General features: G+C 72.5%; 25 protein-coding genes. 7 read left to right on the forward strand and 18 right to left on the reverse strand.

Annotation, left to right across the window (positions count from 1 at the left end; genetic code table 11):
- Positions 1-79 precede the first annotated feature (79 nt).
- A complete protein-coding gene (locus QM788_RS06925) occupies positions 80-2596 on the forward strand; it encodes a TonB-dependent receptor domain-containing protein (RefSeq protein ID WP_415660748.1) in 2517 nt (838 codons plus the stop codon).
- 333 nt (positions 2597-2929) lie between these two features.
- Here the strand turns inward: QM788_RS06925 and QM788_RS06930 are convergent, their stop codons facing one another.
- From QM788_RS06930 to QM788_RS06950, 5 genes are all read right to left on the reverse strand, one after another.
- The gene (locus QM788_RS06930; RefSeq protein WP_415660749.1) at positions 2930-3562 is read right to left on the reverse strand and encodes a membrane integrity-associated transporter subunit PqiC; all 633 of its coding nucleotides are present in this window, start codon (positions 3560-3562) and stop codon (positions 2930-2932) included.
- On the reverse strand, positions 3559-4602 hold the full coding sequence (locus QM788_RS06935; protein WP_415660750.1) for an MlaD family protein: 1044 nt from the start codon (positions 4600-4602) through the stop codon (positions 3559-3561). The genes QM788_RS06930 and QM788_RS06935 overlap by 4 nt, the downstream gene beginning before the upstream one ends.
- Positions 4599-5393, reverse strand: a complete 795-nt coding sequence (locus tag QM788_RS06940; RefSeq protein WP_415660751.1) for an ABC transporter ATP-binding protein — start codon at positions 5391-5393, stop codon at positions 4599-4601. The genes QM788_RS06935 and QM788_RS06940 overlap by 4 nt, the downstream gene beginning before the upstream one ends.
- Positions 5393-6517: an MlaE family ABC transporter permease gene (locus tag QM788_RS06945; RefSeq protein ID WP_415660752.1), complete on the reverse strand. Its 1125-nt coding sequence runs from the start codon at positions 6515-6517 to the stop codon at positions 5393-5395. Before QM788_RS06945 ends, QM788_RS06940 begins: the two co-directional genes overlap by 1 nt.
- 104 nt (positions 6518-6621) lie before the next feature.
- Positions 6622-7422, reverse strand: a complete 801-nt coding sequence (locus QM788_RS06950; RefSeq protein WP_415660753.1) for a class II glutamine amidotransferase — start codon at positions 7420-7422, stop codon at positions 6622-6624.
- Positions 7423-7678: 256 nt separating this feature from the next.
- On the opposite strand from QM788_RS06950, the gene QM788_RS06955 reads away from it, so the two are divergent.
- Together QM788_RS06955 and QM788_RS06960 are read left to right on the forward strand one after the other, a co-directional pair.
- Positions 7679-8356, forward strand: coding sequence for a helix-turn-helix transcriptional regulator (locus QM788_RS06955; protein WP_415660754.1), 678 nt, complete (start codon positions 7679-7681; stop codon positions 8354-8356).
- A gap of 48 nt (positions 8357-8404) precedes the next feature.
- Positions 8405-9040: a Crp/Fnr family transcriptional regulator gene (locus QM788_RS06960; protein WP_415660755.1), complete on the forward strand. Its 636-nt coding sequence runs from the start codon at positions 8405-8407 to the stop codon at positions 9038-9040.
- Positions 9041-9053: 13 nt separating this feature from the next.
- Here the strand turns inward: QM788_RS06960 and QM788_RS06965 are convergent, their stop codons facing one another.
- On the reverse strand, positions 9054-10013 hold the full coding sequence (locus QM788_RS06965; protein ID WP_415660756.1) for a M48 family metallopeptidase: 960 nt from the start codon (positions 10011-10013) through the stop codon (positions 9054-9056).
- A gap of 116 nt (positions 10014-10129) precedes the next feature.
- Between QM788_RS06965 and QM788_RS06970 the strand changes: the two genes are divergently transcribed.
- From QM788_RS06970 to QM788_RS06980, 3 genes are all read left to right on the forward strand, one after another.
- Complete coding sequence (locus QM788_RS06970) at positions 10130-10606, forward strand: flavin reductase family protein (RefSeq protein ID WP_415660757.1); 477 nt, start codon at positions 10130-10132, stop codon at positions 10604-10606.
- Positions 10607-10727: 121 nt separating this feature from the next.
- Entirely contained in the window at positions 10728-11507 is a 780-nt protein-coding gene (locus QM788_RS06975) for an SDR family oxidoreductase (protein ID WP_415660758.1), read from the forward strand.
- Between the two features lie 3 nt (positions 11508-11510).
- Positions 11511-12416 (forward strand): hypothetical protein, encoded by a 906-nt coding sequence (locus QM788_RS06980; RefSeq protein ID WP_415660759.1) that lies wholly within the window; start codon positions 11511-11513, stop codon positions 12414-12416.
- Positions 12417-12425: 9 nt separating this feature from the next.
- Here the strand turns inward: QM788_RS06980 and QM788_RS06985 are convergent, their stop codons facing one another.
- The 7 genes from QM788_RS06985 to QM788_RS07015 all read right to left on the reverse strand — a co-directional run bounded on the left by QM788_RS06985 (position 12426) and on the right by QM788_RS07015 (position 20224).
- Entirely contained in the window at positions 12426-13790 is a 1365-nt protein-coding gene (locus tag QM788_RS06985) for an amidohydrolase (RefSeq protein WP_415660760.1), read from the reverse strand.
- A 21-nt stretch (positions 13791-13811) separates the two neighbouring features.
- The gene (locus QM788_RS06990) at positions 13812-15515 is read right to left on the reverse strand and encodes a long-chain-fatty-acid--CoA ligase (protein ID WP_415660761.1); all 1704 of its coding nucleotides are present in this window, start codon (positions 15513-15515) and stop codon (positions 13812-13814) included.
- A 110-nt stretch (positions 15516-15625) separates the two neighbouring features.
- Positions 15626-16096 carry a TIGR01841 family phasin gene (gene phaP / locus QM788_RS06995; protein WP_415660762.1) on the reverse strand — a complete coding sequence of 157 codons (471 nt, stop codon included), beginning with the start codon at positions 16094-16096 and terminating at the stop codon, positions 15626-15628.
- Positions 16097-16121: 25 nt separating this feature from the next.
- Complete coding sequence (locus QM788_RS07000; RefSeq protein WP_415660763.1) at positions 16122-17438, reverse strand: spinster family MFS transporter; 1317 nt, start codon at positions 17436-17438, stop codon at positions 16122-16124.
- A 54-nt stretch (positions 17439-17492) separates the two neighbouring features.
- Entirely contained in the window at positions 17493-19109 is a 1617-nt protein-coding gene (locus QM788_RS07005; protein WP_415660764.1) for a WS/DGAT/MGAT family O-acyltransferase, read from the reverse strand.
- A 73-nt stretch (positions 19110-19182) separates the two neighbouring features.
- Entirely contained in the window at positions 19183-19314 is a 132-nt protein-coding gene (locus QM788_RS07010) for a hypothetical protein (protein WP_415660765.1), read from the reverse strand.
- A 145-nt stretch (positions 19315-19459) separates the two neighbouring features.
- Positions 19460-20224 (reverse strand): esterase/lipase family protein, encoded by a 765-nt coding sequence (locus QM788_RS07015; RefSeq protein WP_415660766.1) that lies wholly within the window; start codon positions 20222-20224, stop codon positions 19460-19462.
- 223 nt (positions 20225-20447) lie between these two features.
- Here QM788_RS07015 and QM788_RS07020 point away from each other — a divergent pair, with 223 nt between their 5' ends.
- Complete coding sequence (locus tag QM788_RS07020; RefSeq protein WP_415660767.1) at positions 20448-21224, forward strand: esterase/lipase family protein; 777 nt, start codon at positions 20448-20450, stop codon at positions 21222-21224.
- 12 nt (positions 21225-21236) lie between these two features.
- Here QM788_RS07020 and QM788_RS07025 read toward each other — a convergent pair whose 3' ends face one another.
- Genes QM788_RS07025 through QM788_RS07045 form a run of 5 tightly spaced genes read right to left on the reverse strand, consistent with a single transcriptional unit; the run spans position 21237 to position 25154 of the window.
- Complete coding sequence (locus tag QM788_RS07025; protein WP_415660768.1) at positions 21237-22007, reverse strand: SDR family NAD(P)-dependent oxidoreductase; 771 nt, start codon at positions 22005-22007, stop codon at positions 21237-21239.
- 39 nt (positions 22008-22046) lie between these two features.
- Entirely contained in the window at positions 22047-22649 is a 603-nt protein-coding gene (locus QM788_RS07030) for a GNAT family N-acetyltransferase (RefSeq protein WP_415660769.1), read from the reverse strand.
- A 16-nt stretch (positions 22650-22665) separates the two neighbouring features.
- A complete protein-coding gene (locus QM788_RS07035; RefSeq protein WP_415660770.1) occupies positions 22666-23784 on the reverse strand; it encodes a PHA/PHB synthase family protein in 1119 nt (372 codons plus the stop codon).
- 4 nt (positions 23785-23788) lie between these two features.
- Positions 23789-24211: a hypothetical protein gene (locus QM788_RS07040; RefSeq protein ID WP_415660771.1), complete on the reverse strand. Its 423-nt coding sequence runs from the start codon at positions 24209-24211 to the stop codon at positions 23789-23791.
- Between the two features lie 34 nt (positions 24212-24245).
- Positions 24246-25154, reverse strand: coding sequence for an alpha/beta fold hydrolase (locus tag QM788_RS07045; RefSeq protein WP_415660772.1), 909 nt, complete (start codon positions 25152-25154; stop codon positions 24246-24248).
- Positions 25155-25297 lie beyond the last annotated feature (143 nt).

Below are 25297 nucleotides of genomic sequence, written 5' to 3' on the forward strand. Positions count from 1 at the left end.
GTAATGCATACGATTCTCATTTGAACATAGTGTTACTGGAGTTCCCCCGATGGCCCCGCAGTGCCGGACCCGTGGATCGGTGTCCGCTTTCTTCCGTCTCCACCCGGCCGCGCAGGCCATCGCCTGGCTGACGCTGGCCGCGTCGTCGGCGCCGGCCCAGGCCCAGGCCGCCGCGACCGCGGACAACGTGCTGGCGCCGGTGGTCGTCTCCGCGTCGCGCCTGGTGCAGAAGATCACCGAGGCGCCGGCCAGCATCAGCGTGATCAGCCGCGAGGAGCTGTCCACGCGCCCCTACCTGACGTTGCTGGATGCGCTGCGCGACACCGAGGGCGTGGACGTGGGCGAGACCCGCGACAAGGCCGGCGCCGGCACCATCAGCATCCGCGGCATGGGCGCGGACTACACGCTGGTGCTGATCGACGGCCGCCGCCAGAGCAACGTCGGCGACATCTACCCGAACAATTTCGGCGGCAGCCAGTTCAGCCACCTGCCGCCGCTGGAAGCGATCGAGCGCATCGAGGTCGTCCGCGGCCCGATGTCCACGCTGTACGGCTCGGACGCCATCGGCGGCGTGATCAACGTGATCACGCGCAAGGTCGGCACGAAGTGGCTGGGCTCGCTGTCGGCCAGCACCACCAAACAGAGCAAGGACGAGTTCGGCGACGACCGCACGGTCGATGTCTACGCCACCGGCCCGCTGCTGCCCGGCCTGCTGGGCCTGTCGCTGCGCGGCAGCTACTACGACCGCGAGGCCTCCAACCCCACCTATGAGGCGCTGCCGCTGCCGGACGGCACGATGTGGAGCCGGTCGCTCGGCTTCGGCGGTGGCGGCCGCACGGTGGCCAACCTCACCAAGTCCGGCGGCGTGCGGCTGGCGCTGACGCCCGTGGCCGGCCACGAGATCCTGCTGGACTACGACCTGTCCCGCCAGCGCTATGACAACAGCGAGGCCCAGCTCGGCACGCGCGACGGCGTGGACTCGCTCTGGCGCACCGGCAACAAGGCCACGCCCAGCTATGCCAACCCCTTCTACGGCGCCGGCTACACCGGCACCGCGGCCAACCTGGCGACCTGGAACCCGAAGACGCTGGCGCGCGCCGTGGTGGCCAACCCGAACTTCGACGCCTCGCGCGCCGTCAGCGCGGGCAACGCGCCGTTCCGCAACGTGCTGGTGGCCCAGCCGCGCGTGGGCTACACCGAGCAGCAGCGCTTCAACCGCGAGCAGCTGTCGCTGAGCCACACCGGCCGCTTCGAGGGCTTCAACACCGAGCTGATCCTCAGCCACGTGGAGACGGCCAACCTCGGCCGCTCGCAGCCGCTGACGGTGGAGGAGCGCGCCGAACTGCTGGCCTACATGAAGACCCAGGGCCAGCTGACCGCCGGCCAGCTGACCGGCGGCATCACCACCGGCGTGCCCAACGCCGCGCAGGCGGCCTGGCTGAACGCCAACCTGCTGCCGCGCGCGCGCCGCACGATGGAAGTGCGCCAGACCTCGCTGGACGGCAAGGTGGACTTCGAGCTCGGCCAGCAGCACGACGTGGTGCTGGGCGCGCAGATCCTGGACGCGGAGATGGAGGACAGCGTGTTTGGCATGTTCGGCGGCGGCTACCAGGCCGGCGTCGTGCAGCCGCACAAGCAATGGGCGCTGTTCGCCGAGGACAACTGGGCGCTGACCCGGCAGTTCACGCTGACCGCCGGCCTGCGCTACGACCACCACAACGTGTTCGGCAGCCGCACCAGCCCGCGCGTCTACGGCGTGTGGAACCTGGCGCCGAACTGGACCGCCAAGGGCGGCATCAGCACCGGCTACAAGACACCCAAGACCAGCGACCTCTACCCCGGCATCACCGGCTTCGGCGGCCAGGGCGTGCTGCCCCTGGTCGGCTCGCCGGGCCTGAGGCCCGAGACCAGCGTCAACGGCGAGCTGGCGGTGTACTACGAGACGCGCGCGCTGGGCGTCAACGCGACGGTGTTCACCAACCGCTTCCGCAACAAGATCGCCACCGCCGAGAACCTGCCCAACTGCGAGCTGGCCGCCGCCGGCCAGCCCTGCGTGGAGCTGGGCGTGGGCTGGGCCGACCTGGGCTACACCAGCTTCGGCCAGAAGCACAACATCGACCGCGCCGAGTCGCGCGGCGTGGAGCTGGCCGGCCGCGTGCAGCTGCCCGGGCGCCTGAGCCTGCGCGGCAACTACACCTACACGGACTCGGAGCAGAAGTCCGGCGTCGAGGCCGGCCTGCCGATCACCAGTAACCCGGCCAAGCACATGTTCAACGCCGGCCTGACCTGGAAGGCCACCGAGGCGCTGAGCACCACGCTGACGGTGGAGGCGCGCTCCAAGCGCTTCAACGGCCGCAACGCGACGACCGGCGAGAACAACTACTACAAGGGCTACGAGATGCTGCACCTGGCGGCCAGCTACCGGTTCAGCCCGACGCTGACGGTCAACGCGCGCATCAACAACCTGCTGGACCGCGACTTCACGTCCGCCCAGTGCGCGCTGGCCGCCACGCAGGACGCCTACACCTGCAGCGACGACTACCAGACCAAGGACAAGGCGCGCAGCTTCTGGGTGGGCGTCAACCTGCGCTTCTGAGCGCGCCGCCCCTCCCTGCCCACGCCCGCCAGCGCTGCCCGCCTGGCGGGCGTTTTCCATCGCGATTCGCCTGGAAAACGCGGCTTATGCCGCCAACGTGGTCGCAACCAGTGCCCCGCCCGGCGGCTGTCGAAGTTCGTTGGATCTTGAACTCGGGCGCATTGGGTTTCAATGAGTTGCGGCATCTCGGCACCGACGATTCTGGACGTCCTGCTCGCTGAGTTCTGAACTTTTGTCGGCCGTCCGGGCCGACCGGCAGGTTCAAGCCTCAAAGGCGCCCCTGGTTAGCGGCGGCCCGGAGCCGTCTGCAAGCGTCGTGCCCTGCGGCGGTGCTCACGACCCCGCGACGATGGCCGCCGCCAGCAGCGTCACGCTGCGGCGGTAGGCGTCGGCCAGCGCATCGGCCTGCGGCGCGCAGGGCAGCCGCAGGTCGGCGCCGCCGGGGGGCGGCAAGGCGGTGTCGGCCGGCGCCTGCAGCGGCAGCCAGTGCCAGCGGGCGCGCAGCCGCAGCGCCAGCCCGGCGGCGTCGGCGCGGGCCAGCCATTCGTCCACCTGCACGACCAGCCGCAGCGACTCGCCGTCCGGCGTGTGCTGCTTGCCCAGCGTGACGGGGTAGGGCTGGCGCAGTCGCCACAGGTCCTCGGCCAGCACGCGGGGCAGCGCCTCGCGCAGCGGTTCGGCCCAGCGGGCCTCGGGCAGCGGGCGCAGGCCGGCGCTGCCTTCGGCCACGAGCAGTTCGTCGCGGTCCAGCAGGTCGGGCAGGCCGACCTGCGGACCCAGCACCCAGGCGCGGTTGTCCCGGCCGGCTTGGTGCCCGGCGGGCAGCGGCGGCGTGCCGGTCAGGCCGTAGAGCCGGCGCGGCGGGGCGCTGCGCGTGGCGCAGCCGGCCAGCGCCGCGGCGGCCAGCAGCAGCGCGGCGTCGCGGCGGCGCAGGGCGTGGTGGGGGGGCAGGGGCGTCGTCATCATGGGGCGGGCTCCACGGCGGGGGGCGCCGGGTCGGGTTGGCGGCCCAGCAGCAGTTGCTGGGGCTGGGCGTCCAGCGAGCGGGCCAGGCCGCGCAGCGCGCGCGCGGCCTGCGTCAGCTCGCGCAGCGTGCGTTCGGTCTGCTGCAGCAGCGGGCCGTCGCCGTCGGCCGCCTCGCGCAGCGAGGCGCTGGCCTGCGCCAGTTCGGCCAGGCTGCGCCGCAGGTCGCGCACGACGGCGCCCTGCGGGTCCAGCACCTCGTTGGCGCGGTCGGCGCCGGTGCCGAGCTTGTCGGCCACGGCGGACACCTTGTCGCCCGCGCGGTCCACGCTGGCCATGGCGCGCTCCATGCCTTGCGCCACGGGCGCGGCGCGGCGTTCCAGCTGCGCGGCGAGCCGGCGCGCGTGCGTGGCGGTGGCGGCGAAGTCCGCCAGCCCCTGCTTGAGCTCGGGCGCGGCGATCAGCTGGCGGGTGGAGTTGGCGACCTGGCGGATGTCGTCCACGATCTTGCGCAGGTCCAGGCTTTCCAGCTGGTCCTTCATGGCCTGGAAGGCGGTGGCGCTGGTGGGGATCTCGGTCGCGTCGCCCTGGAAGCCGCCGTGCAGGCGGCCGGGCGGCTTGGCGCGGAAGTCCAGGTCCACGTAGAGCTGGCCGGTCACCAGGCTCTGCGTGCCGAGCTGGGCGGTCAGGCCGCGTTCGATGAGCTTGGGCAGCGCGTGGCCGATGTCGTCGTTGCCCTTGCGCCCGTCCAGGCCGCGCACGGCCTCGGCATCGAGCTGGGCGACCACGGGGATGGCGAAGCTGTCGGAGCGGGCGTCGTAGTGGACGTTGATGTCGGTCACGTCGCCGATGCGCACGCCGCGGAACACCACCGGCGCGCCCTTCTGCAGCCCGAACACCGAGCCCGAGAAGAACATCACCACGCGCTCCGGGCGCTTGAACCAGTGCTGGCCGGGCAGCGCGATCAGCGCCACCGCCAGCACGGCGAGGCCGGCGACGACGAAGGCGCCGATGGCGAAGGGACTGGCGCGGCGGCGTTTCATGCGGCTTCCTCGTTCTCGTCGTGGGGGGCGTGGGCCGGGGCCGCGCGGCCCCGCGTCAGGAACTCGCGCACGGCTGCGGGCCCGTGGTCGCGCAGCTCGGCGGGCGGGCCCAGCGCGGTGGCGGTGCGGGCCTGAACGTCCAGGAACAGCACGCGGTCGGCCACGGCGAACAGGCTGTCCAGCTCGTGCGTGACGAGCACGATCGCGGTGCCCACGTCGTCCTTGAGCCGCTGGATGAGGTCGTCCAGCCGCGCGGAGGTCAGCGGGTCCAGCCCGGCGGAGGGCTCGTCCAGGCACAGCAGCGGCGGGTCCAGCACCAGCGCGCGGGCGATGGCCGCGCGCTTCCTCATGCCGCCGGACAGCGAGGCCGGCTCGGCGTCGAAGGTGGCCGGGTCCGGCAGGCCGGCCAGCGCCAGCTTGAAGCGCGCCTGCTGCTCGCGCTGCGGCTCGTCCAGGCCGGTGTGGAGCTCCAGCGGCAGCATGACGTTCTCGCCCACGGTCATGCTGCTCCACAGCGCGCCGGCCTGGAAGGCCACGCCGATCTCGCGGCGCGGCGGGTCGTCGCCGTACACGTCGCGCTGCGCGCCGCCGGCCACCCAGGTGACGCTGCCGGCCCGGGGCGCCTGCAGGCCGATCAGGTGGCGCAGCAGCGTGCTCTTGCCGCAGCCGCTGGCGCCGCAGATGGCCAGCACCTCGCCGGCCAGCACGTCGAAGCTCAGGCCGCGCTGCAGCTCGCGGCCGCCCGCGTGCAGGCTGAGGTTCTCGACGCGCATCAGCACCTCGCCCGCCATCACACCCCCAGCCGCTGGAAGATGACCGTCAGCAGCGACGCGGCGATCACCATCCAGACGATGGCCTGCACCACGGCCGCCGTCGTCGCCTCGCCCACCGCCTGCGCGCTGCGCCCGGCGTGCAGGCCCTGGCGGCAGCCGGCCAGCGCCACCAGCACCGCGTAGACGCTACCCTTGAGCAGGCCCACGGCCAGGTCCCAGCCCGACAGCGTCTCGCGCGTGGTGTTCACGTAGGCCATGGCGGGCACGTCGTACAGGCCCACCGCCACCCCCCAGCCCACGCACAGGCCGGCCACGCCGGCGCACAGCGTCAGCAGCGGGCCGGTGACCAGCAGCGCCAGCATGCGCGGCAGCACCAGGTGCTCCACCGGGTCCACGCCCAGCGTGGTCAGCGCGTCGACCTCCTCGCCCGCGCGCATGCTGCCCAGCTGCGCCGCGAACGCCGCGCCGACGCGGCCGGCCAGCACGATGCCCACCACCAGCGCCGCGATTTCCCGCACCACGCCGATGGTGACCAGGTTGGCGATGAAGCTCTGCGCGCCGAAGCGCTGCAGCTGCTCGGCGCCCATGTAGGCCACGATCAACCCCACCAGCGAGCTGACCAGCAGCACGATGGGCAGGCTGCGCGGGCCGGTCTGCTCGATCTGCCACAGCCAGTCGGACAGCCGCATCGCCGTGCGACCGCGCAGCAGCCGGCCCACGGCGGCCAGTGTGTCGCCCACGAAGGCCAGCGTCTGGCGCCAGCCCGGCTCGGGCGCCGGCTCGGCGGCGGCGGCCGGCTTCTTCGCGGCGGCCCCGGGCGCGGGCAGGCTCAGCGCCAGCAGCGGCCGCAGCCCGGGCGGCAGGCCGGACAGGTCCAGCGCCACGCCGCCGCGCGCCAGCGGCGCCAGCGCCTGCCACAGCGCGGCCGCGAAGCCCGGCTGCCAGCGCGCCAGCGCGGCGCTGTCGAACGACAGCCGGGTGCCCGCGGCCACCGGCAGCGCGGCCGGCGGCGCGGGCAGCACGGCGCCGGCCTGGGCGTCGCCGGCCAGCACCAGCCGCCACTGCCGGCCCTCGCCCTCCCAGCGCGCGCCGGCCGCGGGCGGCGTCAGGGGCGTGGAAAACGGGGAATGGGGGAGGGACATGCTCCGTGGGCAAGCGCGCATCCGCAACCCGGATGCCAGCGTGCCCGCGAGCATGCCATGAAGCGCCGCGCCGACGGCGGCCGGGGGGCGCGCGGCCGGCAGGCTCAGGCGGCCGCCAGCTCCGCCACGCCCTCGCCGAGCCAGATGCAGTCGCCCTGCTCGAACACGCGCACCTCGCCGGGCTGGAACGCGGCCCAGGCCTCGTCGTGCGTCAGCGGCTCGGTGGCGACCAGCGTCATGCGGTCGCGCGGGCCGTTCAGCGTGGCCAGGTCCACGCTGAGGTCGCCGTCGCGCAGGCGCACGTGGGCGAACGGCGGCTGGCGGCGCAGCCAGTGCAGCCGGGTGGAGGCATGGGCCAGCAGCGCGCGGCCGTCGGTCAGCAGCAGGTTGAAGCGGCCGTGCGCGGCGATCTCGCGCACCCAGGGCGCCAGCGTGGCGGCCAGCTCGGGCCAGTCCGGCAGCCGGTCGTCGAAGCGCTGCTGCAGGCGTTGCATCAGCCAGCAGAAGGCGCGCTCGCTGTCGGTCTGGCCGGTGGGCGTGAAGCGGCCGTCCAGCGTCGGGTGGAAGTCCTTCAGGTCGCCGTTGTGGGCGAACACCCAGGTGCGGCCGCCCCACTCGCGGCGGAACGGGTGGCAGTTCTCCACCGCGCGCACGCCCTGCGTGGCCTTGCGGACGTGGGCAATGATGTTGCGGGCCAGCACCGGGTGGCGGCCGTAGTGGGAGGCCAGGTCCGACTCGGCGGCCGGCCGGTCCTCGACCACCACCTCGCACTGCTCGCCCCCGTGGAAGGCCACGCCCCAGCCGTCGACATGGTCCGCGGTGCGCCCGCCACGGGCGGCGAAGCCGCGCAGCGAGAAGTTGGCGGCGGCCGGCAGGCGGCTGTTGAGGGCGAAAAGCTCACACATCGGGAGGCTCTGGCAGCTCGTGAAGGCGGTTGAACGCCGCAAGTCTGACGATGGATGACAGAAACGCCAACGACGCATGCGTCATGAGTTCATGACTTCGTGTTTTGTACACGACGCCCGGTGGCGTGGACGCCGCAGTCCCGGCGCCATGGCCGGCGGCGCCCGCGGCGACATCTGGGAACATTCACCACAAAAATCTCACAAATCCTCCTACCCTTTGCGGATGGCCCGTGTTGCCGGGCCCAGGAGCGCTGCGATGTGGAGCACCGAACTCACCTCGACCGGCCCGGCCGCCGGCCCTCGTTCCGGCGAACGCCGCGCGGCGGCGTCGCTGACCAGCCACTGGATGGGCCTCGTGCTGGAGGAACTGGACCACGGCGTGGTGCTGCTCAACGGCGCCGCCCGCGTGATGCACACCAACCTGGCTGCCCGCGCGGCGCTGGAGGGCGGCCATCCGCTGGAGATGGTCGGCCCGCACCTGCGCGCCCGGCTGCTGACCGACGCGGTGCCGCTGGCCGATGCGCTGGCCGGCGCCGAGGCCGGCGGCCGGCGCTGCCTGCTGCGCCTGGGCGACGAGCGCGCCGCCTGCGGCCGGGCCAACGTCGTCGTCGTGCCGCTGAACCGCGACGTGAGCCAGGCCGCCGTGCTGCTGATCCTGGAGCGGCGCCAGCTGTGCGGCGACTTGGCCGCGCAGTGGTTCGCGCTGCGCCACCAGCTCACGCCGGCCGAAACCGAGGTGCTGAAGGCGCTGTCCGCCGGCGTCCGGCCCACCGAGGTGGCGGCCCGCCAGGGCGTGGCGATATCGACGGTGCGCAGCCAGATCCAGAGCATCCGCGCCAAGAGCGGCGCCGACAGCATCGGCGACCTGGTGCGCCAGCTCGCCATGCTGCCGCCGCTGGTGTCGTCGCTGCGGCCGGCCAGGCAGGTGAACTAACATCCGGCGCGCCGCGCGTGCCCTGTCCTCCTGCCCGCCGCCTGCCGGATGCCTGCCGACGAATCCTTCGCCACCGAGCTCCTCACCCTGCCGCCCGCGCTGCAGCCGCTGGCCGCCCGCGGCGTGGTGCGCCGCTACCGCAAGGGGGTGGTGCTGATCGCGGAAGGCTCGGTGGGCGACAGCCTCTACCTCATCGTCTCCGGCTCGCTGCGGGCCTACAGCAGCGACGCGCGCGGCCGCGAGATCACCTTCGGCATCTACGGCCCCGGCGAGTACGTCGGCGAGATGAGCCTGGACGGCGGGCCGCGCTCGGCCAGCGTCATCACCGAGGCGGCCAGCCTGCTCGTGCTGGCCACGCGCGCCAGCCTGCTGGCGCACATCGGCGAGCACCCGGAGTTCGCGTTCGAGCTGCTCACCAAGGTGATCCGCCGCGCGCGGGCGGCGACGCTGTCGGCCAAGCAGCTGGCGCTCAACGACGTCTACGCCCGGCTGAAGCTGCTGGTGGACGAAGCCACCGCCGACGACAGCCCGCTGGCGCTGACGCACCAGGGCATGGCGCAGCGGCTGGGCTGCTCGCGCGAGATGGTGTCCAAGCTGGTGAAGTCGCTGGAGCGCGGCGGCTACCTGCTGCGCATGGCGCCCGGGGTCTACCAGCGCCTGCAGCCGCTGCCCAGCCGGTGGTGACGCCGCCCGGCGCTCAGCCGCCGGACGACTTCAGTGGCAGCGCGATGGGGAAGCGCCGCTCGGGGCGCGGCGCGCGGGTGTAGAGGCCGGCGACCTTGGGCAGGTTGGCCTGCAGGTCGCGGATGCGCGTGCCGCTGGCCGGGTGGGTGGACAGCCACTGCGGCGGCGCGCCCTGGTTGGCGGCCATCATCTTTTGCCACAGCCGCACGGCGGCGGCCGGGTCGTAGCCGGCGCGGGCGGACAGCTCCAGCCCCACCAGGTCGGCCTCGCTCTCGTCCTCGCGGCTGAATTTCAGGTTCAGCAACTGGCCGCCGTAGTTGGCGAGCGTGCGGCCCAGGTTGCCCAGCCCGAACAGGGCCGACCCCAGTTCGACGGCGAGGCCGGTCGCCGCCGACTTGCCGACCCGCTCGCGGGCATGCTCGCGCAGCGCGTGCGCCACCTCGTGGCCCATGATGGCGGCGACCTCGTCGTCCTCCAGCTTCAGCTTTTCCAGGATGCCGTAATAGAAGGCGATCTTGCCGCCGGGCATGCAGAAGGCGTTCAGGTCCGGGCTGCCCAGCAGGTTGACCTCCCACTGCCACTGCCGCGCGCGGTCGTTCCATTCGTAGCTGAACGGGATGATGCGCTGCGCGATGTAGCGCAGCCGCTGCACCTGCGGATGGTTCATCGGCGCCAGCGCGCGCTGCCGGGACGCCTGCTGCAGCATCTGCGCGTACTGCTGGCTGCCGGCCTGCTCCAGCTGCTCGGCCGGCACGACCTTGGTGGCCCAGCTCTTCTTGCCCACGTCCACGCCCTCGCGTGCCCAGGCCGGCGCCAGCGCGCTGGCGCCCAGCAGGCCGGTGAACAGCCGCCGGCCGCGCTGGCGCGGCGGCGCGCACCGGCCGGCGGCGCAGTCGGCGCAGGCGCCGAACCGGCGCTGCGGCGGGTGGGAGAGCTGCAGGTCGTCGCGGACGAGGAAGTCGGGATCAGCCATGGCGCGCATTGTGCGGCGGCCCGCCGCGGGGGGGCGTAGGACTGGCGACAATCCGGGCATGAATCCGCCCTCCCGCCCGTGCCGCCCGCCGACCCCCGCGGCCGGGTGCCCTTGACATGGACAGCTCGCAATTCCGCGCCGCCCTCGGCATGTTCGCCACCGGCGTGTGCGTCGTCACCGTGCGCTCGGCGGACGGCGGCCTCGTGGGCCTGACGGCCAATTCGTTCAACTCGGTGTCGCTGGAGCCGCCGCTGGTGCTGTGGAGCCTGGCGCGGCGCGCCGGCTCGCTGCCCGTGTTCACGCATGGCACGCACTACGCGATCAACATCCTCGCGGCGGACCAGATGGAGATCGCCCAGCGCTTCGCGACGCGCGACATCGACCGCTTCGCCGGCGTGCCCTGGCGCGAGGGCGCGGGCGGCGCGCCGGTGCTGGACGGCGTGGTGGCCTGCTTCGAGTGCGCCAACCGCAGCCGCTACGAGGAGGGCGACCACGTCATCTTCGTCGGCGAGGTGGAGCGCTGCACGTCGCGCCCCGGCGCGCAGCCGCTGATCTTCCACGGCGGGCGCTACTTCACCGAGCTGCCGCTGTAGCCGGCGCGCGCTGTCAAGAACTCACCCCCAGGCGGGCGCTGCGCACCTTGTCCGGCGCGCAGGCGCGCCAAAGAATGGGCGCCAGCCGCTCACCGAAGCGGCCCTTCCTCCTGGAGACGACATGAACTCACCTCTCGCCGGAAAGCGCGCCCTGGTCACGGCCGGCGCCTCGGGCATCGGCCTCGTCATCGCCCAGCGGCTGATCGCCGCCGGTGCGCGCTGCATGGTCTGCGACGTCGACGAATCGGCGCTGCGCGGCTGCGCCGCGGTGCTGGGCGACGAGCGGCTCGCGCTGCGCGCCGACGTCTCGAACGAGCAGGACGTCGATGCGCTGTTCGCCGAAGTGGGCCCGCGCCTGGGCGGGCTGGACATCCTGGTCAACAACGCTGGCATCTCCGGGCCGACGGCGCCGCTGGAGGAGCTGTCGCTGGCCGACTGGCGCCGCACCATCGCGGTCAACCTGGACGGCCATTTCCTGTGCACGCGCCGGGCGATCCCGCTGCTGCGCGCGGCCGGCGGCGGCAGCATCGTCAACATGTCGTCCATCGGCGGGCGCCTGGGCTATCCGAAGCGGTCCAGCTATGCGGCGGCCAAATGGGGCATCGTCGGGCTGACCAAGACCCTGTCCATCGAACTCGGGCCGGACAACATCCGCGTCAACGTCATCCAGCCCGGCATCGTCGAGGGCCCGCGCGTCGAGCGCGTGATGCGCGAGAAGGCCGAGGCCGCGGGCCTGTCCTTCGAGGAGCTGCAGCGCCGCGCGCTGCAGCGCGTCTCGCTGCGGCGCGGCGTGACGGCGGACGACATCGCCGCGCTGGTGGAGTTCCTCGCCAGCGACGCCGGCCGCAACATCTCCGGCCAGGCCATCCCGGTGGACGGGGACCAGACCAGCCTGGGCTGAGCCATGAGCGCAACCACCGATCGAGTCATCGTGCTCAGCCTCGGCCGCGTGTCCCGCGTGCTGTCCGTCGCCAGCGACGGCAGCGACCTGCGGGTGCTGGTCGACGGCCTGGAGTCCAAGCCCGACGGCGTCACCGTCGACCCGGCCCGCGGGCAGCTGTTCTACACCTTCATGGGCGTGGTCCGCGACGGCGAGGACTTCTGGGCCACCGACGGGTACGTCGAGCGGGCCCGGCTCGACGGCAGCGAGCGCACGGTCATCGTGCCGGAGGGGGTGTTCGTCACGGGCAAGCAGATCACCTACGACGCCCACGGCGACCGGATCTACTGGTGCGACCGCGAGGGCCTGCGCGTGATGAGCGCGCGCACCGACGGCTCGGACCGGGTGGTCCACGTGCAGACCGGCACCACCCCGGAGCACCGGCAGGACCGCCGCCGCCACTGCGTCGGCGTCGCGGTGGATGCCGAGGGCGGCTTCCTGTACTGGACGCAGAAGGGCCGGCCGAAGGGCGGCGAGGGGCGGATCCTGCGCGCGCCGCTGGCCGCCCGCCCCGTCGACCCGGCCGCGCGCACCGACGTGCAGACGCTGCTCGACGGCCTGCCCGAGCCCATCGACCTGGAATGGGACGGCGAGGCCGCGCAGCTCTACTGGACCGACCGCGGCGCGCCGCCCGACGGCAACACGCTGAACCGGGCCCGGCTGCGCGACGGCCGGCTGGTGGAGCAGGAGATCCTGCTGTCGGGGCTGGAGGAAGGCATCGGCCTGGCGCACGACCCGCAGGGCCGGCGCATGTTCGTCAGCGACCTGGGTGGCCACCTGCGCGTCGTCGACCTGCGGCGCCCGGGCTCGGGCCAGGTCATCCTGCAGGGCCAGGGCAAGCTGACCGGCATCGCCTACCTGCGGGGCTGACGCGCGGCGTCAGCGCAGCGGCTGGGCCAGCAGCCGGTCCAGCGCGAGCGCCGCCAGCGCCTTGGCGCCCACGGGCATGGCGTCCTCGTCGAAGTCGAACAGCGGCGAGTGGTTGGGCGCCGGCGGCCGGCCCTTGGGCGGCGCGCCGAGGATGAAGAAGAAGCCGGGCACCTTCAGCTGGAGCTGGTAGTCGGAGAAGTCTTCCGAGCCGCTGACCAGCGGGATCTGGACCGCCTTGCCGCCCGTGGCGGCCTGCAGCACCGGCACCGCCTGCCTGGACAGCTCGGCCGGGTTCTCCGTGGGCGGGTAGGAGACGGCACTGAAGCTCACCTCGGCCTTGGCGCCGCTGGCGTCGGCGATGGCGGTGGCCGTGTGGACGATGCGCTTCTTTGCGTCGTCGCGCAGCTGGTTGTCGAAGGTGCGCAGCGTGCCCAGCATGTCCACGGTGTCCGGGATGATGTTCTCCCGGTTGCCGCCGTTGATGGCGCCGATGCTCACCACCGTGGGCACGGCCGTGATGTTGAGCTGGCGGCTGACGATGGTGTTCAGGCCGTTGATGATCTGCGCGGACGCCGTGATCGGGTCCACGCCGTCCCACGGCCGCGAGCCGTGCGTCTGCCGGCCGGTCACCTTGATGCTGAAGCCGTCCGCGCCGGCCATCATCGGGCCGACGCGGTAGCCGACGCTGCCGGTGGCCGGGCCGGGCGCCAGGTGCAGCCCGTAGATCGCATCGACCTTGGGGTCGTCCAGCACGCCGTCGGCGATCATGGCCTTGGCGCCGAACGGGTCGTCCTCGTGCTTCGGGTGCTCGGAGCGGCCTTCCTCGGCGGGCTGGAAGATGAACTTCACCGTGCCGGGGAGCTGCGCGCGCATGCCCGCCAGCATTTCGGCCACGCCCATCAGGATGGCGGTGTGGCCGTCATGCCCGCAGGCGTGCATCACCGGCGACTCCTTGCCGAAGTTGCGCCCGACGGCGGTGGAGGCGAAGGGCAGGCCAGTGTGCTCCTTGACCGGCAGCGCATCCATGTCGGCGCGCAGCGCCACGACGGTGGCGCCCGGCAGCCCGCCCTTGAGCAGGCCCACCACGCCGGTGCCGCCGACGCCCGTCTTCACCGCCATGCCCAGCGCGCGCAGGTGGGCGGCGACGATCTTCGCGGTGCGCAGCTCCTGGCCGGAGAGTTCCGGGTGCTGGTGCAGGTCGCGCCGCCAGGCCACCATCCTGGGCTTCACCGCGTCGGCGCGCTGGCCCAGCTCCTGCAGCTGCGCGGGCGGGATCGCCTGGGCTGCGGCGGCGCAGGCGAAGCCGCCCGCGACGGCCGCCGCCACGGCCAGGCGCGCCGGCTTGCGGCGCCAGGAAACATCGGTCATCGGCATGGAAGTCCTCCTCTCAAGCTCTCAGGCGGCGGCCGCGGCGCGCTTGCGCGCTTCCTCGTCGACCAGGTCCTTCTTGGACAGCTTGCCCACGGCGGTCTTGGGCAGCGCGCTGCGGATCTCCAGCGCCTGCACCATCTCGTGCTTGCCCAGCTTGTCCTTCAGGAAGGCCTGCAGCTGCTCCAGCGTGAACGCCTCGGCGCCGGGCTTGAGCACGACGAAGGCCTTGGGCGACTGGCCGCGGTAGCTGTCGGGGATGCCGATCACGCACACCTCGCCCACCGACGGGTGCTGGTAGATGGCTTCCTCCAGCACGCGCGGGTAGACGTTGAAGCCGCTGCACAGCAGCATGTCCTTGCAGCGGTCGACGATGAACAGATAGCCCTCGTCGTCCATGTAGGCCACGTCGCCGGTGCGGAAGAAGCCGTCGAAGGTGGTGTCCGCGGCGGTGGCCTCGGGGTTCTTCCAGTAGCCCTTCATGACGTTGGGGCCGCTGATGCACATCTCGCCCTTCTCGCCCTGCGCGACGTAGCGGCTGGGGTCGTCGAGCGACAGCAGCTTGATGGTGATGCCGGGCAGCGGGATGCCGCAGGAGCCGGCCTTGCTGCGCCTGATCGGCGAGAAGGTGCCGGTCGGCGAGGTTTCGGTCATGCCCCAGCCCTCGGAGACCTCGGTGCCGGTGATCGCGGTGTAGCGCTGCCCGACCTCGACCGGCAGCGGCGCGCCGCCCGAGCCGCAATACTTGAGCGTGCGCAGGTCGTACTGGGGCGTGTCGGGGTGCGAGATCAGCGCGGTGAACATCGTCGGCACGCCGCAGAACATCGTGATCTTCTTGTTGGCGATGTCCTCCAGTGCCGCTTTCGGGTCGAAGCGCATGTGCTGGATGATCTCGGCGCCCACGCGGATGCCGAACAGCATGTTGACGGTGAGCGCGTAGATGTGGAACGGCGGCAGCACGCCCAGCAGGCGCTCGTCGCCGGGCGTCAGCAGCGGGGTCTCGTACTGGGTGGATTCGTGGTACTGCTCGGCGGCGGCGCTCAGGTTGGCGTGCGTGAGCATGGCGCCCTTGGGCAGGCCGGTGGTGCCGCCGGTGTACTGCAGCACCGCGATGGCCTCGGCCGGGTCGGCGATGGGGTGGCGGGTGTAGGCGCCGTCGTTGTCCAGCAGGTCGGCGAACCTGAGGTGCCGCTCGTCCCACACCACGTCGGACGTTTCCTTGCGCTCCTTCATCCGGGCGGCCACGGCGTCGGGCGCCGGAGTCATCTCGGCGACGTTGCCGACGATCAGCTTCTTCAGGCGCGTCTTGCCCAGCATGCCGGCCATCTGCGGGTAGAGCGCGGCCAGGTCCAGCGTGAAGAGGAAGTCGGTCTGGCTGTCCTCGATCTTGTGCTCCAGCACCTTGGCGGCGTCGAGCGGCGAGTAGTTCACCACCGTGCCGCCGGCCTTCAGGATGCTGAAGAAGGCGACGATGGTGTGCGGCGAATTGGGCAGGAAGAGGCCCACGTGCACGCCCGGGCCCACGCCGAGCGCCTGCAGGCCCTTGGCGCCGCGGTCGGTGAGCGCGCCCAGTTCGCGGTAGCTCAGCCGCCGGCCCATGAACTCCACGGCGGGGTTGTCGGGGAAGCGCGCGACGGCGTCTTCCAGCAGCTGCTGGACGGGGGCGGGCTTGAATTGGAGGTCCCACCGCATGCTCTTCGGGTAGGACGCCAGCCAGGGCGTTGGGTTCATGAGTCGTCTCCGTGGCGTCCGGGTGGGGCGCCGTTCGTGATGGGGGCCCGCCTGCGGCTGCGGGCGCGCGGTTCGTGGATGGGGCGAGCCAGGGCCGCCCCGCGCGCCGCCTACTTCTTCGGCGCGAGCAGCTGCTGCAGGCTGGCCATGTTCTCCTGCAGCCGGTCCTGCAGCACCTTCCAGGTGTCGCTGCGGGCCTTGGCCTCCATCTCCGAGAGCTCGCGGAAGTTCTCGATGGCGCGCTGCACGCCGCCCTTGACGGCCTCGCCGGCCGCCTTGGCGGGCGCGTCGGCGCCGCGGACCTCCTTCATCGCCGCCTGCCATTCGGCCAGCGTCTCGGCCAGGATCTCGTTGCGCCGCTCGACCAGCGACTTGATGCCCTCATAGGCCTGGCGCTGCGCCTCGGCGATGGTTTCGAGGTCCTTGCGCTGCCAGTCGGCCAGCGCGGACAGGTCCACGCCGGGCAGCTTGAACTGCTCGGCCAGGCCTTTCAGGTCGTCCAGCGTCGGCAGGCCGGGCCAGGCGGCCGGTGCGCTCGCGCTCGTCTTGGCCGTCGTGCCGGCCTTCTTGCGGGTTGCCATGGGGATGCTCCTGAGGGGTTGAAAACTAGGCCTGGCGGCCGTTGCGCATCGCGGCGGCGTCGGCCGAGAAGGTGCGGCTGGCGAACAGCAGCGCGACGCCGGTGACCAGCAGCGCGATCGGCACCACGACCATCGCCTCGTGCAGGCCGATGCCGCGGAAGTGGTCGGTCATCTGCGTCGCGCCGGCCGCGGCCATCGCGGCCTTCGCGGCGTGGTCGGACCAGGCGCCGGTGATCAGCGGGCCGGCGGAGCCGCCCAGCACGTACAGCACCGCGAAGAACACGGCCATCGCGGTGGCCCGCAGGCGGGGCTCGACGATGTCCTGGATCGCCGGGTAGGCGCAGTTGTAGAAGTTGTACTGCAGCAGCCAGCCGAGCGCGAACAGCGCGACGAACGCGGTGAACTCCTCCGCGCCGGTCCGCAGCGCGAACCACACCAGCGCCGCGGCGCCGAACATGCTCAGCGCGCCGTAGATCAGCCGGGCGCGCTCGTTGATCTGGTGCAGCTTGTCGGCGATCAGCGCGCCCAGCGTCAGGCCGACCAGGCCGGAGATGCCGACGATCACTCCGGTGGCCATGCCGGCGCTGGCCAGCGGCAGCTGGAAGTAGCGCTGCACCAGCGGCACCAGGAAGGCGTTGGCCGCATACGAGGCCAGGTTGAGCGTGATGCCGGCGACGATGATGGCCCACATGGTGCGGATGCTCAGGATCTTGCGCAGCGGCCGGTCGATCTTCTGCTCGGTGACCTGCTGCGTCTCGGCGGCGCCGCGCGCGGGCTCGCGGATGAAGAACATGAACACCGCCAGCACCAGGCCCGGCACCATGGCGACGAAGAACGGCGCCCGCCAGCTGCCGAAGGCCTTGGCCATCGCGCCGATGGTGAAGAAGGCCAGCACCAGGCCGATGGGCAGCCCGAGCATGAAGATGCCGATCGCGCGCGAGCGCTTGTTGGCCGGGAACAGGTCGCCGATCATGGCCGAGGCGGCGGGCGCGTAGCTGGCCTCGCCGACGCCCACGGCCAGGCGCACAAAGAAGAACGAGGTGTAGTTCCACGCCGCGCCGGAGGCGCCGGTCAGCAGGCTCCAGGCCGCCAGGCCCCAGCCCATGATGGACTTGCGCGATGCGCGGTCCGCCAGGCGCCCGAGCGGGATGCCGGCCAGCGCGTAGACGACCGTGAAGCCGCCGGCCAGCAGGCCCAGCTCGGTGTCGCTCAGGCCGAACTCCTTGCGGATGGGCTCGGTCAGCACCGCCGGGATCGTGCGGTCGAAGAAATTGAACAGGTTGGCGAGGAACAGCAGGAACAGGATGCGCCAGGCGTTGTTCGCTTGTTTGTCTTTGTCCATGGGTGTCTCCGGGTGTTGTTGTCGTCCATCGGGCCGGCCCGTGCCGGCGTGGGGCTAGGTCCTGGCCCGCGCCGCGCCGCCGGTGCGTTTGGCGGCGGGCTTCTTGGCGGCGGCCTTGCGGGCCGGCGCGGGCGCCGGGGCCGGGGCCGGGCCGGGCTGGGCCGCCGCGCGCGGCTTGCGCGGCGCGGCGCTGGCGGGTTTGGGCTTGGGCTTGCCGGCGGCGGGCGGGGGCGCCGCCTCGGCCGGGGCCGGTGCATCGACGCCCGGTAGCCGCTCGATCTCCCGGAGCGCCGCGCGCAGGTGGCCGATCAGCTCGTAGGACTCCTCCTGGGACAGGATGCGGCGGCAGGCCGTGACGCCGAAGTCCAGCGATCCGGCATAGCTCTGCACGGTGATGTTCAGCGCGCTGCCGTGGTAGGGGATGGACACCGGGTAGAAGTGCGCCATGCGCGCACCGCACACGTACAGCGGCACCGGCGGCCCCGGCACGTTGGAGATCAGCACATTGGCCAGCGGCGGCACGCTGCGCGGCAGGTTGGAGCGGCCGTACAGCGAGGCCATGCTGGTCAGGAACCAGGGCGCGCCGGTCACCGGTACGTCCACGCCCAGCACCGGCTTGAGCTCGCGGACGACGGCCTTGGCCGCCTCGGACGAGGTGTGGATGGCCTTGAAGCGCTCCGCCGGGTCGTCGATGTCGGTGGCCAGGTCCACGCGGACCATGGACACCTGGTTGTTCATCGAATCGTCGCCCTCGGCGCGCAGGCTCACCGGCACGGCGGCGATCAGCGCCTCCTTGGGCAGCAGGCCGCGCTCCTTCATGAAGCGGCGCAGCGCGGTGCTGCACATCGCCATGACGATGGTGTTGACGGTGCCGCCGACGCGCTTGCCCAGCTGCTTCAGGTCGTCGAAGGGCACCGACATCGTCGTGAACGAGCGCTGGTTCGTGATCGGCACGTTGAACATCGCCTTGGGCGCCAGGCCGAGGTTGATGGCGCGTTCGCCCTTGGCGGTGCGCTGGCTGGCGATCACCTGGCCCGCGGCGCCCAGCGCCTTGACGGCGGTGGGCAGCAGCCCGGCGAGCTTGCGGTACTGCCGCGCCGTGTTCGACACCGCCGCCCCCAGCAGCTCCGCCATGCCGAGCTGGTAGTTGCCGCCGCCGCGCTTGCGGGCGGGGGGGCGCACCTTGCGCACCTCGGGCGTCGTGTCGTACATCACCTTGGCCAGCTCCGTGCCGGCCTTGCCGTCCACGCCGCTGTGGTGGGCCTTGGAGTAGAAGGCGACCTGCCCGTTCTCCAGGCCCTCGATGACGTACATCTCCCACAGCGGCCGGCTGCGGTCCAGCAGCGTCGAATGGAGGCGGGCGATCAGCGTGTCGAGCTGCTCCATCGTGCCGGGCCGCCGCAGCGTCAGGCTGCGCACGTGGTGGTCGATGTCGATGTCGTCGTCGTCGATCCAGACCGGCTCGGCCAGCTCGAAGGGCATGGGCGCGAGCTTGCGGTTCAGCACCGTGGCCAGGTGCAGCCGGTCGCGGATCATGGCCTTGACGTCTTCGTAGAAGTCGCCGTCGTAGCCCTCGGGCAGGTCCAGCAGCAGCAGGCTGGCCACGTGCATCGGGGTCTCGGGGGTTTCGAAGTGCAGGAACGAGGCGTCGATGCCGCTGAGGTGATTCATGGCGGGATGTCTTTCGATCGGCAGGGGAAGGGCGGAATGGGGTGGCGCGCGGGCCGCCGGGCGGCGCGGGGCGTCAGGCGGCCGGTGCCGCGCGCCGGCCCGTCCCGTCGTCGACCGGGAGCTTCGTTGGCGGCTCGGCCCGGCGAGCCGGCGCGTGGCGGCCGTCGTCGAGCGAGCGCAGGCCGTGCCTGGGCGTATCGTTCATGTCTCGTCTCCAGTGGCGTCGGAGCGGGGACGCCTGTCGTTTTATGTGCTTTCCGCCTGCTGCTGCGGCGGCGCTCCGGGTGCGCGCATCTTTGCGCGTGTGCGCGGACCGGGGAAAGGTGAAGTCTGACCGCTTTCCGGTGATTTCAGGCGCGGTGCGGGTCGGGGTAGAGCCTGCCGCGCAGCCCGCTGCGGTCGAACGGCCGCCACTGCCCCGGCGGCTGCGCCAGCCGGTCGGCGATCGCGTAGAGCACTGCCGGGTTGTGGCCCAGCCCGCAGTGGCTGCCCTCGACTTCGATGTTCTCCGACGTCGGCCCCTCGCGCTCCAGGCAGCCCTGCCAGGCGACGATGCCGTCGCTGCGGCTGAAGATCGCCGTCGCGGGCACCGGCGGCGGGCGCTTCGCGTCCTCGCGGTGCGGCCAGTCGTCGACGCTGTGGCCGCTGACCGCCTCGTACAGCCGCCAGGCATTGCTCGCGCGCGGCGCGCCGCCGAAGGGGCTGCCCAGCGTGATCACGCCGCGCACCCGCTGCGGCGCGCGGCGTGCCATCTCGCGCGCGAAGATGCCGCCCAGGCTCCAGCCGACCAGGCTGACCGGCTGGCCGTGGCGCTCGTGGAGCTCCGCCAGCCGGGCGTCCAGCTGTTCCTCGACGCCGGGGCGCAGGCCGAAGTTGTTGCCCAGCTTCCAGCCATGCGCCTGGTAGCCCCGGTCGCGCAGGAAGGCGCGCAGCGGCAGCGTCGAGCGGTCGCTGGCGGCCAGGCCGGGCAGCACCAGCACCGGATGGCCGTCGCCGGCGGGCGCGCGGCGCAGCAGCGGCGCCATCGCGAAGAAGGCCGACAGCTCGGCGACGGCGCGCGCCTCCAGCATCAGCAGGCGCCGGGACGGCGGCAGGGAGGGGTCGGTTTCAGCCACGGGTCGAGCCATCAGGTGGAGCCACGAAGGGCGGGCGCAGGCGCGGAATGCGGCGCAGCTTCCGGCGTTTGCGCCACGCCAGAAAGGTTGCAACGGGCCAGTTCGCGGTGAATTCCGGACGCGCTGTCGCAAGCGCGCATGGGTGCTGCGCCTCGGCGTTCCCAAGCGGCGCCGCCTGCGGGAAGATGCCCGGGCGTTGATGGATTCGAAAGGAGAACGCACGATGAACAGCTCAACCGCCCTGGCCCCGCCGCCCCGCCTGCTCCAGTGGCTGGAGTGGCGCGCGATGGGCGAGATGACCGCCACCGCGCTGCTCGCGCCGACGCTGGCGCTCGCGCCGCGCGGCGATGGCCACCCGGTGCTGGTGCTGCCCGGCCTGGCCGCCAGCGACCGCTCGACGCTGCTGCTGCGCGCCTTCCTGCGCGACCGGGGCTACCAGGTGCATGGCTGGGGCCAGGGCCGCAACCTCGGCCCCCGGGACGGCGTGCGCGAAACCATGCTCGCGCAGCTGGACCGCATCGCCGACGCCAGCGGCCGCCAGGTCAGCGTGGTTGGCTGGAGCCTGGGCGGCATGTATGCGCGCATGCTGGCGCAGGAGCGGCCGGACGCGGTGCGCGGCGTGGTCATGCTGGGCAGCCCGGTCGGCGGCCACCCCTACGCGACGCGCGCCTGGCGGCTCTACGAGATGGCCAGCGGCCGCAGCGCCCACGAGGACGCGCGGGAATGGTCCGGCGCCGTCGACCCGGACACGGTGCCCCGCACCTCCATCTGGAGCCGCAGCGACGGCATCGTCGCCTGGCGCAACAGCGTCGTGCCGGTCGCCGCGCGCAGCGAGAACATCACCGTGTACGGCAGCCACCTGGGTCTGGGTGCGAACGCCGCAGTGCTGTACGCGGTGGGCGACCGGCTGGCGCAGCCGCAGGGGCAGTGGCAGGCCTTCAAGCCGCCCGCGCTGCTGCGGGCGCTGTACCCGCGCGTGGACGCCGCCCGGGCGGCGTGACGCGGCCGGCGGCTACAGCGACGAGCAGAGGTGGCCGCCGTCGACCGGCACGCAGGCGCCGGTCATCCACGAGCCCGCCTCCGTCGCCAGCAGCAGGAACAGGCCGTTGAGCTCCTCCGGCTTGCCCAGCCGGCGCATCGGGATGCGCTTGATCAGCGCCTGGCCGTGCTCGGTCTGCCACATGTCGTCGGTCATCTCCGTGGCGATGTAGCCCGGCTCGATCGCGTTGACGCGGATGCCGTAGCGCGCCCATTCCAGCGCCAGGCTCTTGGTCATGTGGACGACGGCGGCCTTGGAGGTCGAGTACGGCGTGATGTAGGGCATCACGCGCTCGCCCTGGATGGACGCGATGTTGATGATGGAGCCGCCCCGCCCGGCCGCCTTCCAGCGCCGCGCGGCCTGCACCGCGACCAGCCAGACGCCGCGCACGTTGATGGCCATCACGTCGTCGAAGTCCTTGATCGGCATCGACACCGCCGCGCCGTCGCCGCCGATGCCGGCGTTGTTGACCACCACGTCCAGCGGGCCGCCGGACGCATCGATGGCGGCGAAGGCCTCGTCCACCGACGCCTCCGACCCCACGTCCATCTCCAGCACCGTGACCTGGGGCGCGCCGAGCCGGTCCAGCTCCTGGGCGAGCGCGTCCAGCCGCGCCTTGCGCCGCGCCGCGATCACCACGCTGGCCTTGCAGGCGGCCGCCTGGCGGGCGAAGTTCTCGCCCAGCCCCGACGATGCGCCGGTCACCAGCACCCGCTTGCCTGCGAGCATTGCACCGAGATCCATGGTTTGTCTCCTCTTGGGGGTTGATGTTCTGAGGGCGCGTCAGCCGGGCGTGCCCAGCGCGTCGCCGAGGCCGTAGAGCTCGTGGCGGGCGGCCACCGCCCCCACGTCGTGGCTCATCAGCACCAGGTCGTGCAGCGCGCCGTCGCGGTCCCGCACATGGCGTGACAGCAGCGCCTCGGCGCGGAAGCCGAGTTCCTCGAACACGGCGATCGCGGCGCGCTGGTCGGTCGTCATCTGCGCGACCAGCTTGGTCAGGCCCAGCGCCAGCGCCTGCACGAAGCACTCCTGCATCAGCACGCGGCCCAGGCCCCGGCCGCGCCAGGCCGGGTCCAGCAGCACGCGCAGCTCGCCGACGTGCCGGGACCAGCTCAGCGCGTCCGTGAAGATGGCGGTGCAGCCCACCATGCGGCCGTCGGCGCGCGCCACCAGGCTGGCCAGCTCGCCCTCGTCCAGCGCGCGCATCCACGCGGCGATGACCTTGGGGTGGCTGAGGTCGCGGCGCAGGAACAGCAGGTCGTGGGGCGGCAGCGTGGCCACCAGGTCGGTCAGCGCCGCGCCGTCGCGGCTGGTCATGGGGGCGATCTCGACCGCGGTGCCGCCGCAGTCGAGGTGGCGCGGGTAGCTGCGCGGGGAGTCGGTCATGCGGGGTTCTCCGGGGTCAGGTGGAGCGTTGCTGCAGCCAGGCGTCCAGCGCCGGCCACATGCGCTTGATGGCGTTGGCGCCGGCGGCGATGCTGACGTGCCCGCCCGGCAGCATGATTTCCTGCTTGTCCCGCGAGCCCACCCGCTCGATCAGCGGGCGCGAGCACTCGGGCGGCACGATGTGGTCGTACTGGGCGACGATGCTGAGCAGCGGCACGGTGATGCGCCCGAGGTCCACGGGCCGGCCGCCGATCCGCAGCCGGCCCTCGTGCAGCGCGTTCTTGCGCAGCAGCTGCTGGGTCATCTGCCGGAAGTAGCCGCCGGGCAGCGGCAGCGTGTCGTTGCCCCAGCGCTCCATCATGCGGTAGCCCTTGACGAACTGGTCGTTCCACAGGTTGTCCCACAGCCGCACCTGGCCGGCGATGCGGCTGGCCGGGCGCAGCACTTCGAAGCCCGAGGCGACGACGTCGCTGGGCACGACGCCGACGCGCTCGACGAAGCCGTCGACGTCGAAGGCGCGCTCGTCGGAGACGGCGCGGAAGATCTTCATGCTCGAGAAGTCGATGGGCGTGGTGAAGCAGACGAGGTTCTTCACCGGCCCGTCGGCGTGCAGCGCCTGGTACAGCGTGGACAGCAGGCCGCCGGCGCAGTAGCCCACCAGCGTCACCTCCTGCTCGCCGCAGTCCTGCTGCACGCGGCGGATGCAGTCGGGGATGAAGTCCAGCACGTAGTCGTCGATCGTCAGCCGGCCCTCGGCGTCCGACGGCGGGTTCCAGTCGAGCATGTAGACGTCGTAGCCGCGCTGCAGCAGGTACTCCACCAGGCTCTGGCCGGGCGTCAGGTCGAGGATGTAGCCCTTGTTGGTCGGCGCCATCACGAGCAGCAGCGGCACGCGGTAGACCTCGTCGGCCATCGCCTGGTAGCGCACCAGTTCCAGCGTGCCGCGCCGGTGCATCACCTGCTTGGGCGTGCGGCCCACGTCCGGCGGCGCGGCGCCCAGCAGCTCGATGGCCTTCAGGCTGCGCTGCACCGCCCGCTCGACCTCCAGGCGCAGCCGGTCGGTCACGGACGGGTCGGGCGGCGGCGTGGCGGCGGCGGGCTTCTCCGCCGTCTTGTCCTTGGCGCGCGTGGCCATGGGCTCAGTCCCTGGCCGGCGCGCGGCGGCGGGCGGGCCGCTTGGCGGCGGGCTTCGCGGCCGGCGGCTCCGGCGGGGCCACCGCGGCGCTGGCGGGCGGGCGGCGCGTGCGCGCCGGGCGCGCCGGCGCCTCGGCCGCCGGGTCCGGCGGCAGCAGCCGGTCGAGCTTGCCCTCGATGCGCTGCAGCGTCTCCGCCAGGTCGGCCACCTCCTTGCGGCTGGGCAGGTTGGCCTTGCGCAGGTAGGCGCTGATGCTCTTGTCGACGACCTGCTGCAGCGCCAGCGACGCCGACGAGAAGCCGTGCAGCGAGCGCACCACCTGCTCGGACTGCGTGCTGCCCGCCGCCAGCGTGTTGACTTCTTTTTCCAGCTTGTTCACCGCGTCCCGCCACATCTGCAGCGGATCGAGAAAGGAAGGGGTGGCCATGTGCGCAGCTCCTTGTCGTGTGCCTGCCTGCCGCTCACACCGCGTGCTCGGCAATGGCCTGGATGATCTGCGGCCAGGTCCAGGCCGGCAAGGCGTGGCCCATTTTCTCGATGCGCAGCAGGCGCGCGCCCGGCACGGCCTGCGCGACGTCGATGCCGCATTCGACCGGCACCAGCGGGTCGGCGTCGCCGTGGATCACCAGCGTCGGCGTGCGCACCGACGCCAGCGCCTCCCGGCGGCTGCCCGACGCGAGGATGGCCGCGAGCTGGCGCGCGTAGCCGGCCGGGTTCAGGCCGCGCGCCCAGGTGCGGCCGGCGCGGGCGGCGTCCAGCGCCTCCTCTTCGGGAAAGTCCCCGGCCCGCAGCAGCTTCATCATGCGCTGGTAGCGCTCGGTGAAGCCGGCGCGGTCGGTGGGCGCCGGGGTCAGCAGCAGCGCCAGCGCCTCGGGCGTGGGCGGCGGCAGGCCGGGCGCGCCGCTGGTGGCCATGATGGACACCAGCGTGCGCACGCGCTGCGGATGGCGGATGGCCATCTCCTGCGCGATGGCCCCGCCCATCGAGGCGCCCACCACGTGCGCGCTGGCGATGCCCAGCGCGTCCAGCAGGCCGACGGCGTCCAGCGCCATGTCGGCCAGCTTGTAGGGCACGGGCACGGCGCCCGCGTCCTGGCCGGCCAGGCCCAGCATCAGCATCTGGCGCACGTCCGGCACGCCGGCCGCGTCCAGCCGCGAGGACAGGCCGATGTCCCGGTTGTCGAAGCGGATCACGCGGTAGCCGCGCGCGGCCAGCGCCTCGCAGAAGGGCTCGTCCCACGCGATCATCTGCGTGCCCAGGCCCATGATGAGCAGCAGCGCCGGGGCGTCGGCGTCGCCGAAGCTGTCGTAGGCCAGTTCGATGCCGTTGGCCTGCACGCGCAGCGCGGGGGTCGGGTCGGGAGCGGTCATGGGGTTTGTCTCGATGTTGTGATTGGAATGGGCGGCGCGATCTTTCCCGCCGGCAGCGGCGGGGCCAAGGTTGCTTCAAACCGAATCCCGGTGAAATCGGGACAAGGCCTATCTGCTATCTTTTCCGCAGCACGAAAGACGAC

Origin of the sequence: Roseateles sp. (assembly GCF_047654785.1) — a bacterium.
In the GTDB taxonomy this organism is placed as follows: domain Bacteria; phylum Pseudomonadota; class Gammaproteobacteria; order Burkholderiales; family Burkholderiaceae_C; genus Pelomonas.

Coding starts and splice junctions, on each gene's coding strand:
- QM788_RS06930 (WP_415660749.1), bottom strand. CDS start 3,562: ATGATGACGACGCCCCTGCCCCCCCACCACGCCCTGCGCCGCCGCGAC.
- QM788_RS06935 (WP_415660750.1), bottom strand. CDS start 4,602: ATGAAACGCCGCCGCGCCAGTCCCTTCGCCATCGGCGCCTTCGTCGTC.
- QM788_RS06940 (WP_415660751.1), bottom strand. CDS start 5,393: ATGGCGGGCGAGGTGCTGATGCGCGTCGAGAACCTCAGCCTGCACGCG.
- QM788_RS06945 (WP_415660752.1), bottom strand. CDS start 6,517: ATGTCCCTCCCCCATTCCCCGTTTTCCACGCCCCTGACGCCGCCCGCG.
- QM788_RS06950 (WP_415660753.1), bottom strand. CDS start 7,422: ATGTGTGAGCTTTTCGCCCTCAACAGCCGCCTGCCGGCCGCCGCCAAC.
- QM788_RS06955 (WP_415660754.1), top strand. CDS start 7,679: ATGTGGAGCACCGAACTCACCTCGACCGGCCCGGCCGCCGGCCCTCGT.
- QM788_RS06960 (WP_415660755.1), top strand. CDS start 8,405: ATGCCTGCCGACGAATCCTTCGCCACCGAGCTCCTCACCCTGCCGCCC.
- QM788_RS06965 (WP_415660756.1), bottom strand. CDS start 10,013: ATGGCTGATCCCGACTTCCTCGTCCGCGACGACCTGCAGCTCTCCCAC.
- QM788_RS06970 (WP_415660757.1), top strand. CDS start 10,130: ATGGACAGCTCGCAATTCCGCGCCGCCCTCGGCATGTTCGCCACCGGC.
- QM788_RS06975 (WP_415660758.1), top strand. CDS start 10,728: ATGAACTCACCTCTCGCCGGAAAGCGCGCCCTGGTCACGGCCGGCGCC.
- QM788_RS06980 (WP_415660759.1), top strand. CDS start 11,511: ATGAGCGCAACCACCGATCGAGTCATCGTGCTCAGCCTCGGCCGCGTG.
- QM788_RS06985 (WP_415660760.1), bottom strand. CDS start 13,790: ATGCCGATGACCGATGTTTCCTGGCGCCGCAAGCCGGCGCGCCTGGCC.
- QM788_RS06990 (WP_415660761.1), bottom strand. CDS start 15,515: ATGAACCCAACGCCCTGGCTGGCGTCCTACCCGAAGAGCATGCGGTGG.
- phaP (WP_415660762.1), bottom strand. CDS start 16,096: ATGGCAACCCGCAAGAAGGCCGGCACGACGGCCAAGACGAGCGCGAGC.
- QM788_RS07000 (WP_415660763.1), bottom strand. CDS start 17,438: ATGGACAAAGACAAACAAGCGAACAACGCCTGGCGCATCCTGTTCCTG.
- QM788_RS07005 (WP_415660764.1), bottom strand. CDS start 19,109: ATGAATCACCTCAGCGGCATCGACGCCTCGTTCCTGCACTTCGAAACC.
- QM788_RS07010 (WP_415660765.1), bottom strand. CDS start 19,314: ATGAACGATACGCCCAGGCACGGCCTGCGCTCGCTCGACGACGGCCGC.
- QM788_RS07020 (WP_415660767.1), top strand. CDS start 20,448: ATGAACAGCTCAACCGCCCTGGCCCCGCCGCCCCGCCTGCTCCAGTGG.
- QM788_RS07025 (WP_415660768.1), bottom strand. CDS start 22,007: ATGGATCTCGGTGCAATGCTCGCAGGCAAGCGGGTGCTGGTGACCGGC.
- QM788_RS07030 (WP_415660769.1), bottom strand. CDS start 22,649: ATGACCGACTCCCCGCGCAGCTACCCGCGCCACCTCGACTGCGGCGGC.
- QM788_RS07035 (WP_415660770.1), bottom strand. CDS start 23,784: ATGGCCACGCGCGCCAAGGACAAGACGGCGGAGAAGCCCGCCGCCGCC.
- QM788_RS07040 (WP_415660771.1), bottom strand. CDS start 24,211: ATGGCCACCCCTTCCTTTCTCGATCCGCTGCAGATGTGGCGGGACGCG.
- QM788_RS07045 (WP_415660772.1), bottom strand. CDS start 25,154: ATGACCGCTCCCGACCCGACCCCCGCGCTGCGCGTGCAGGCCAACGGC.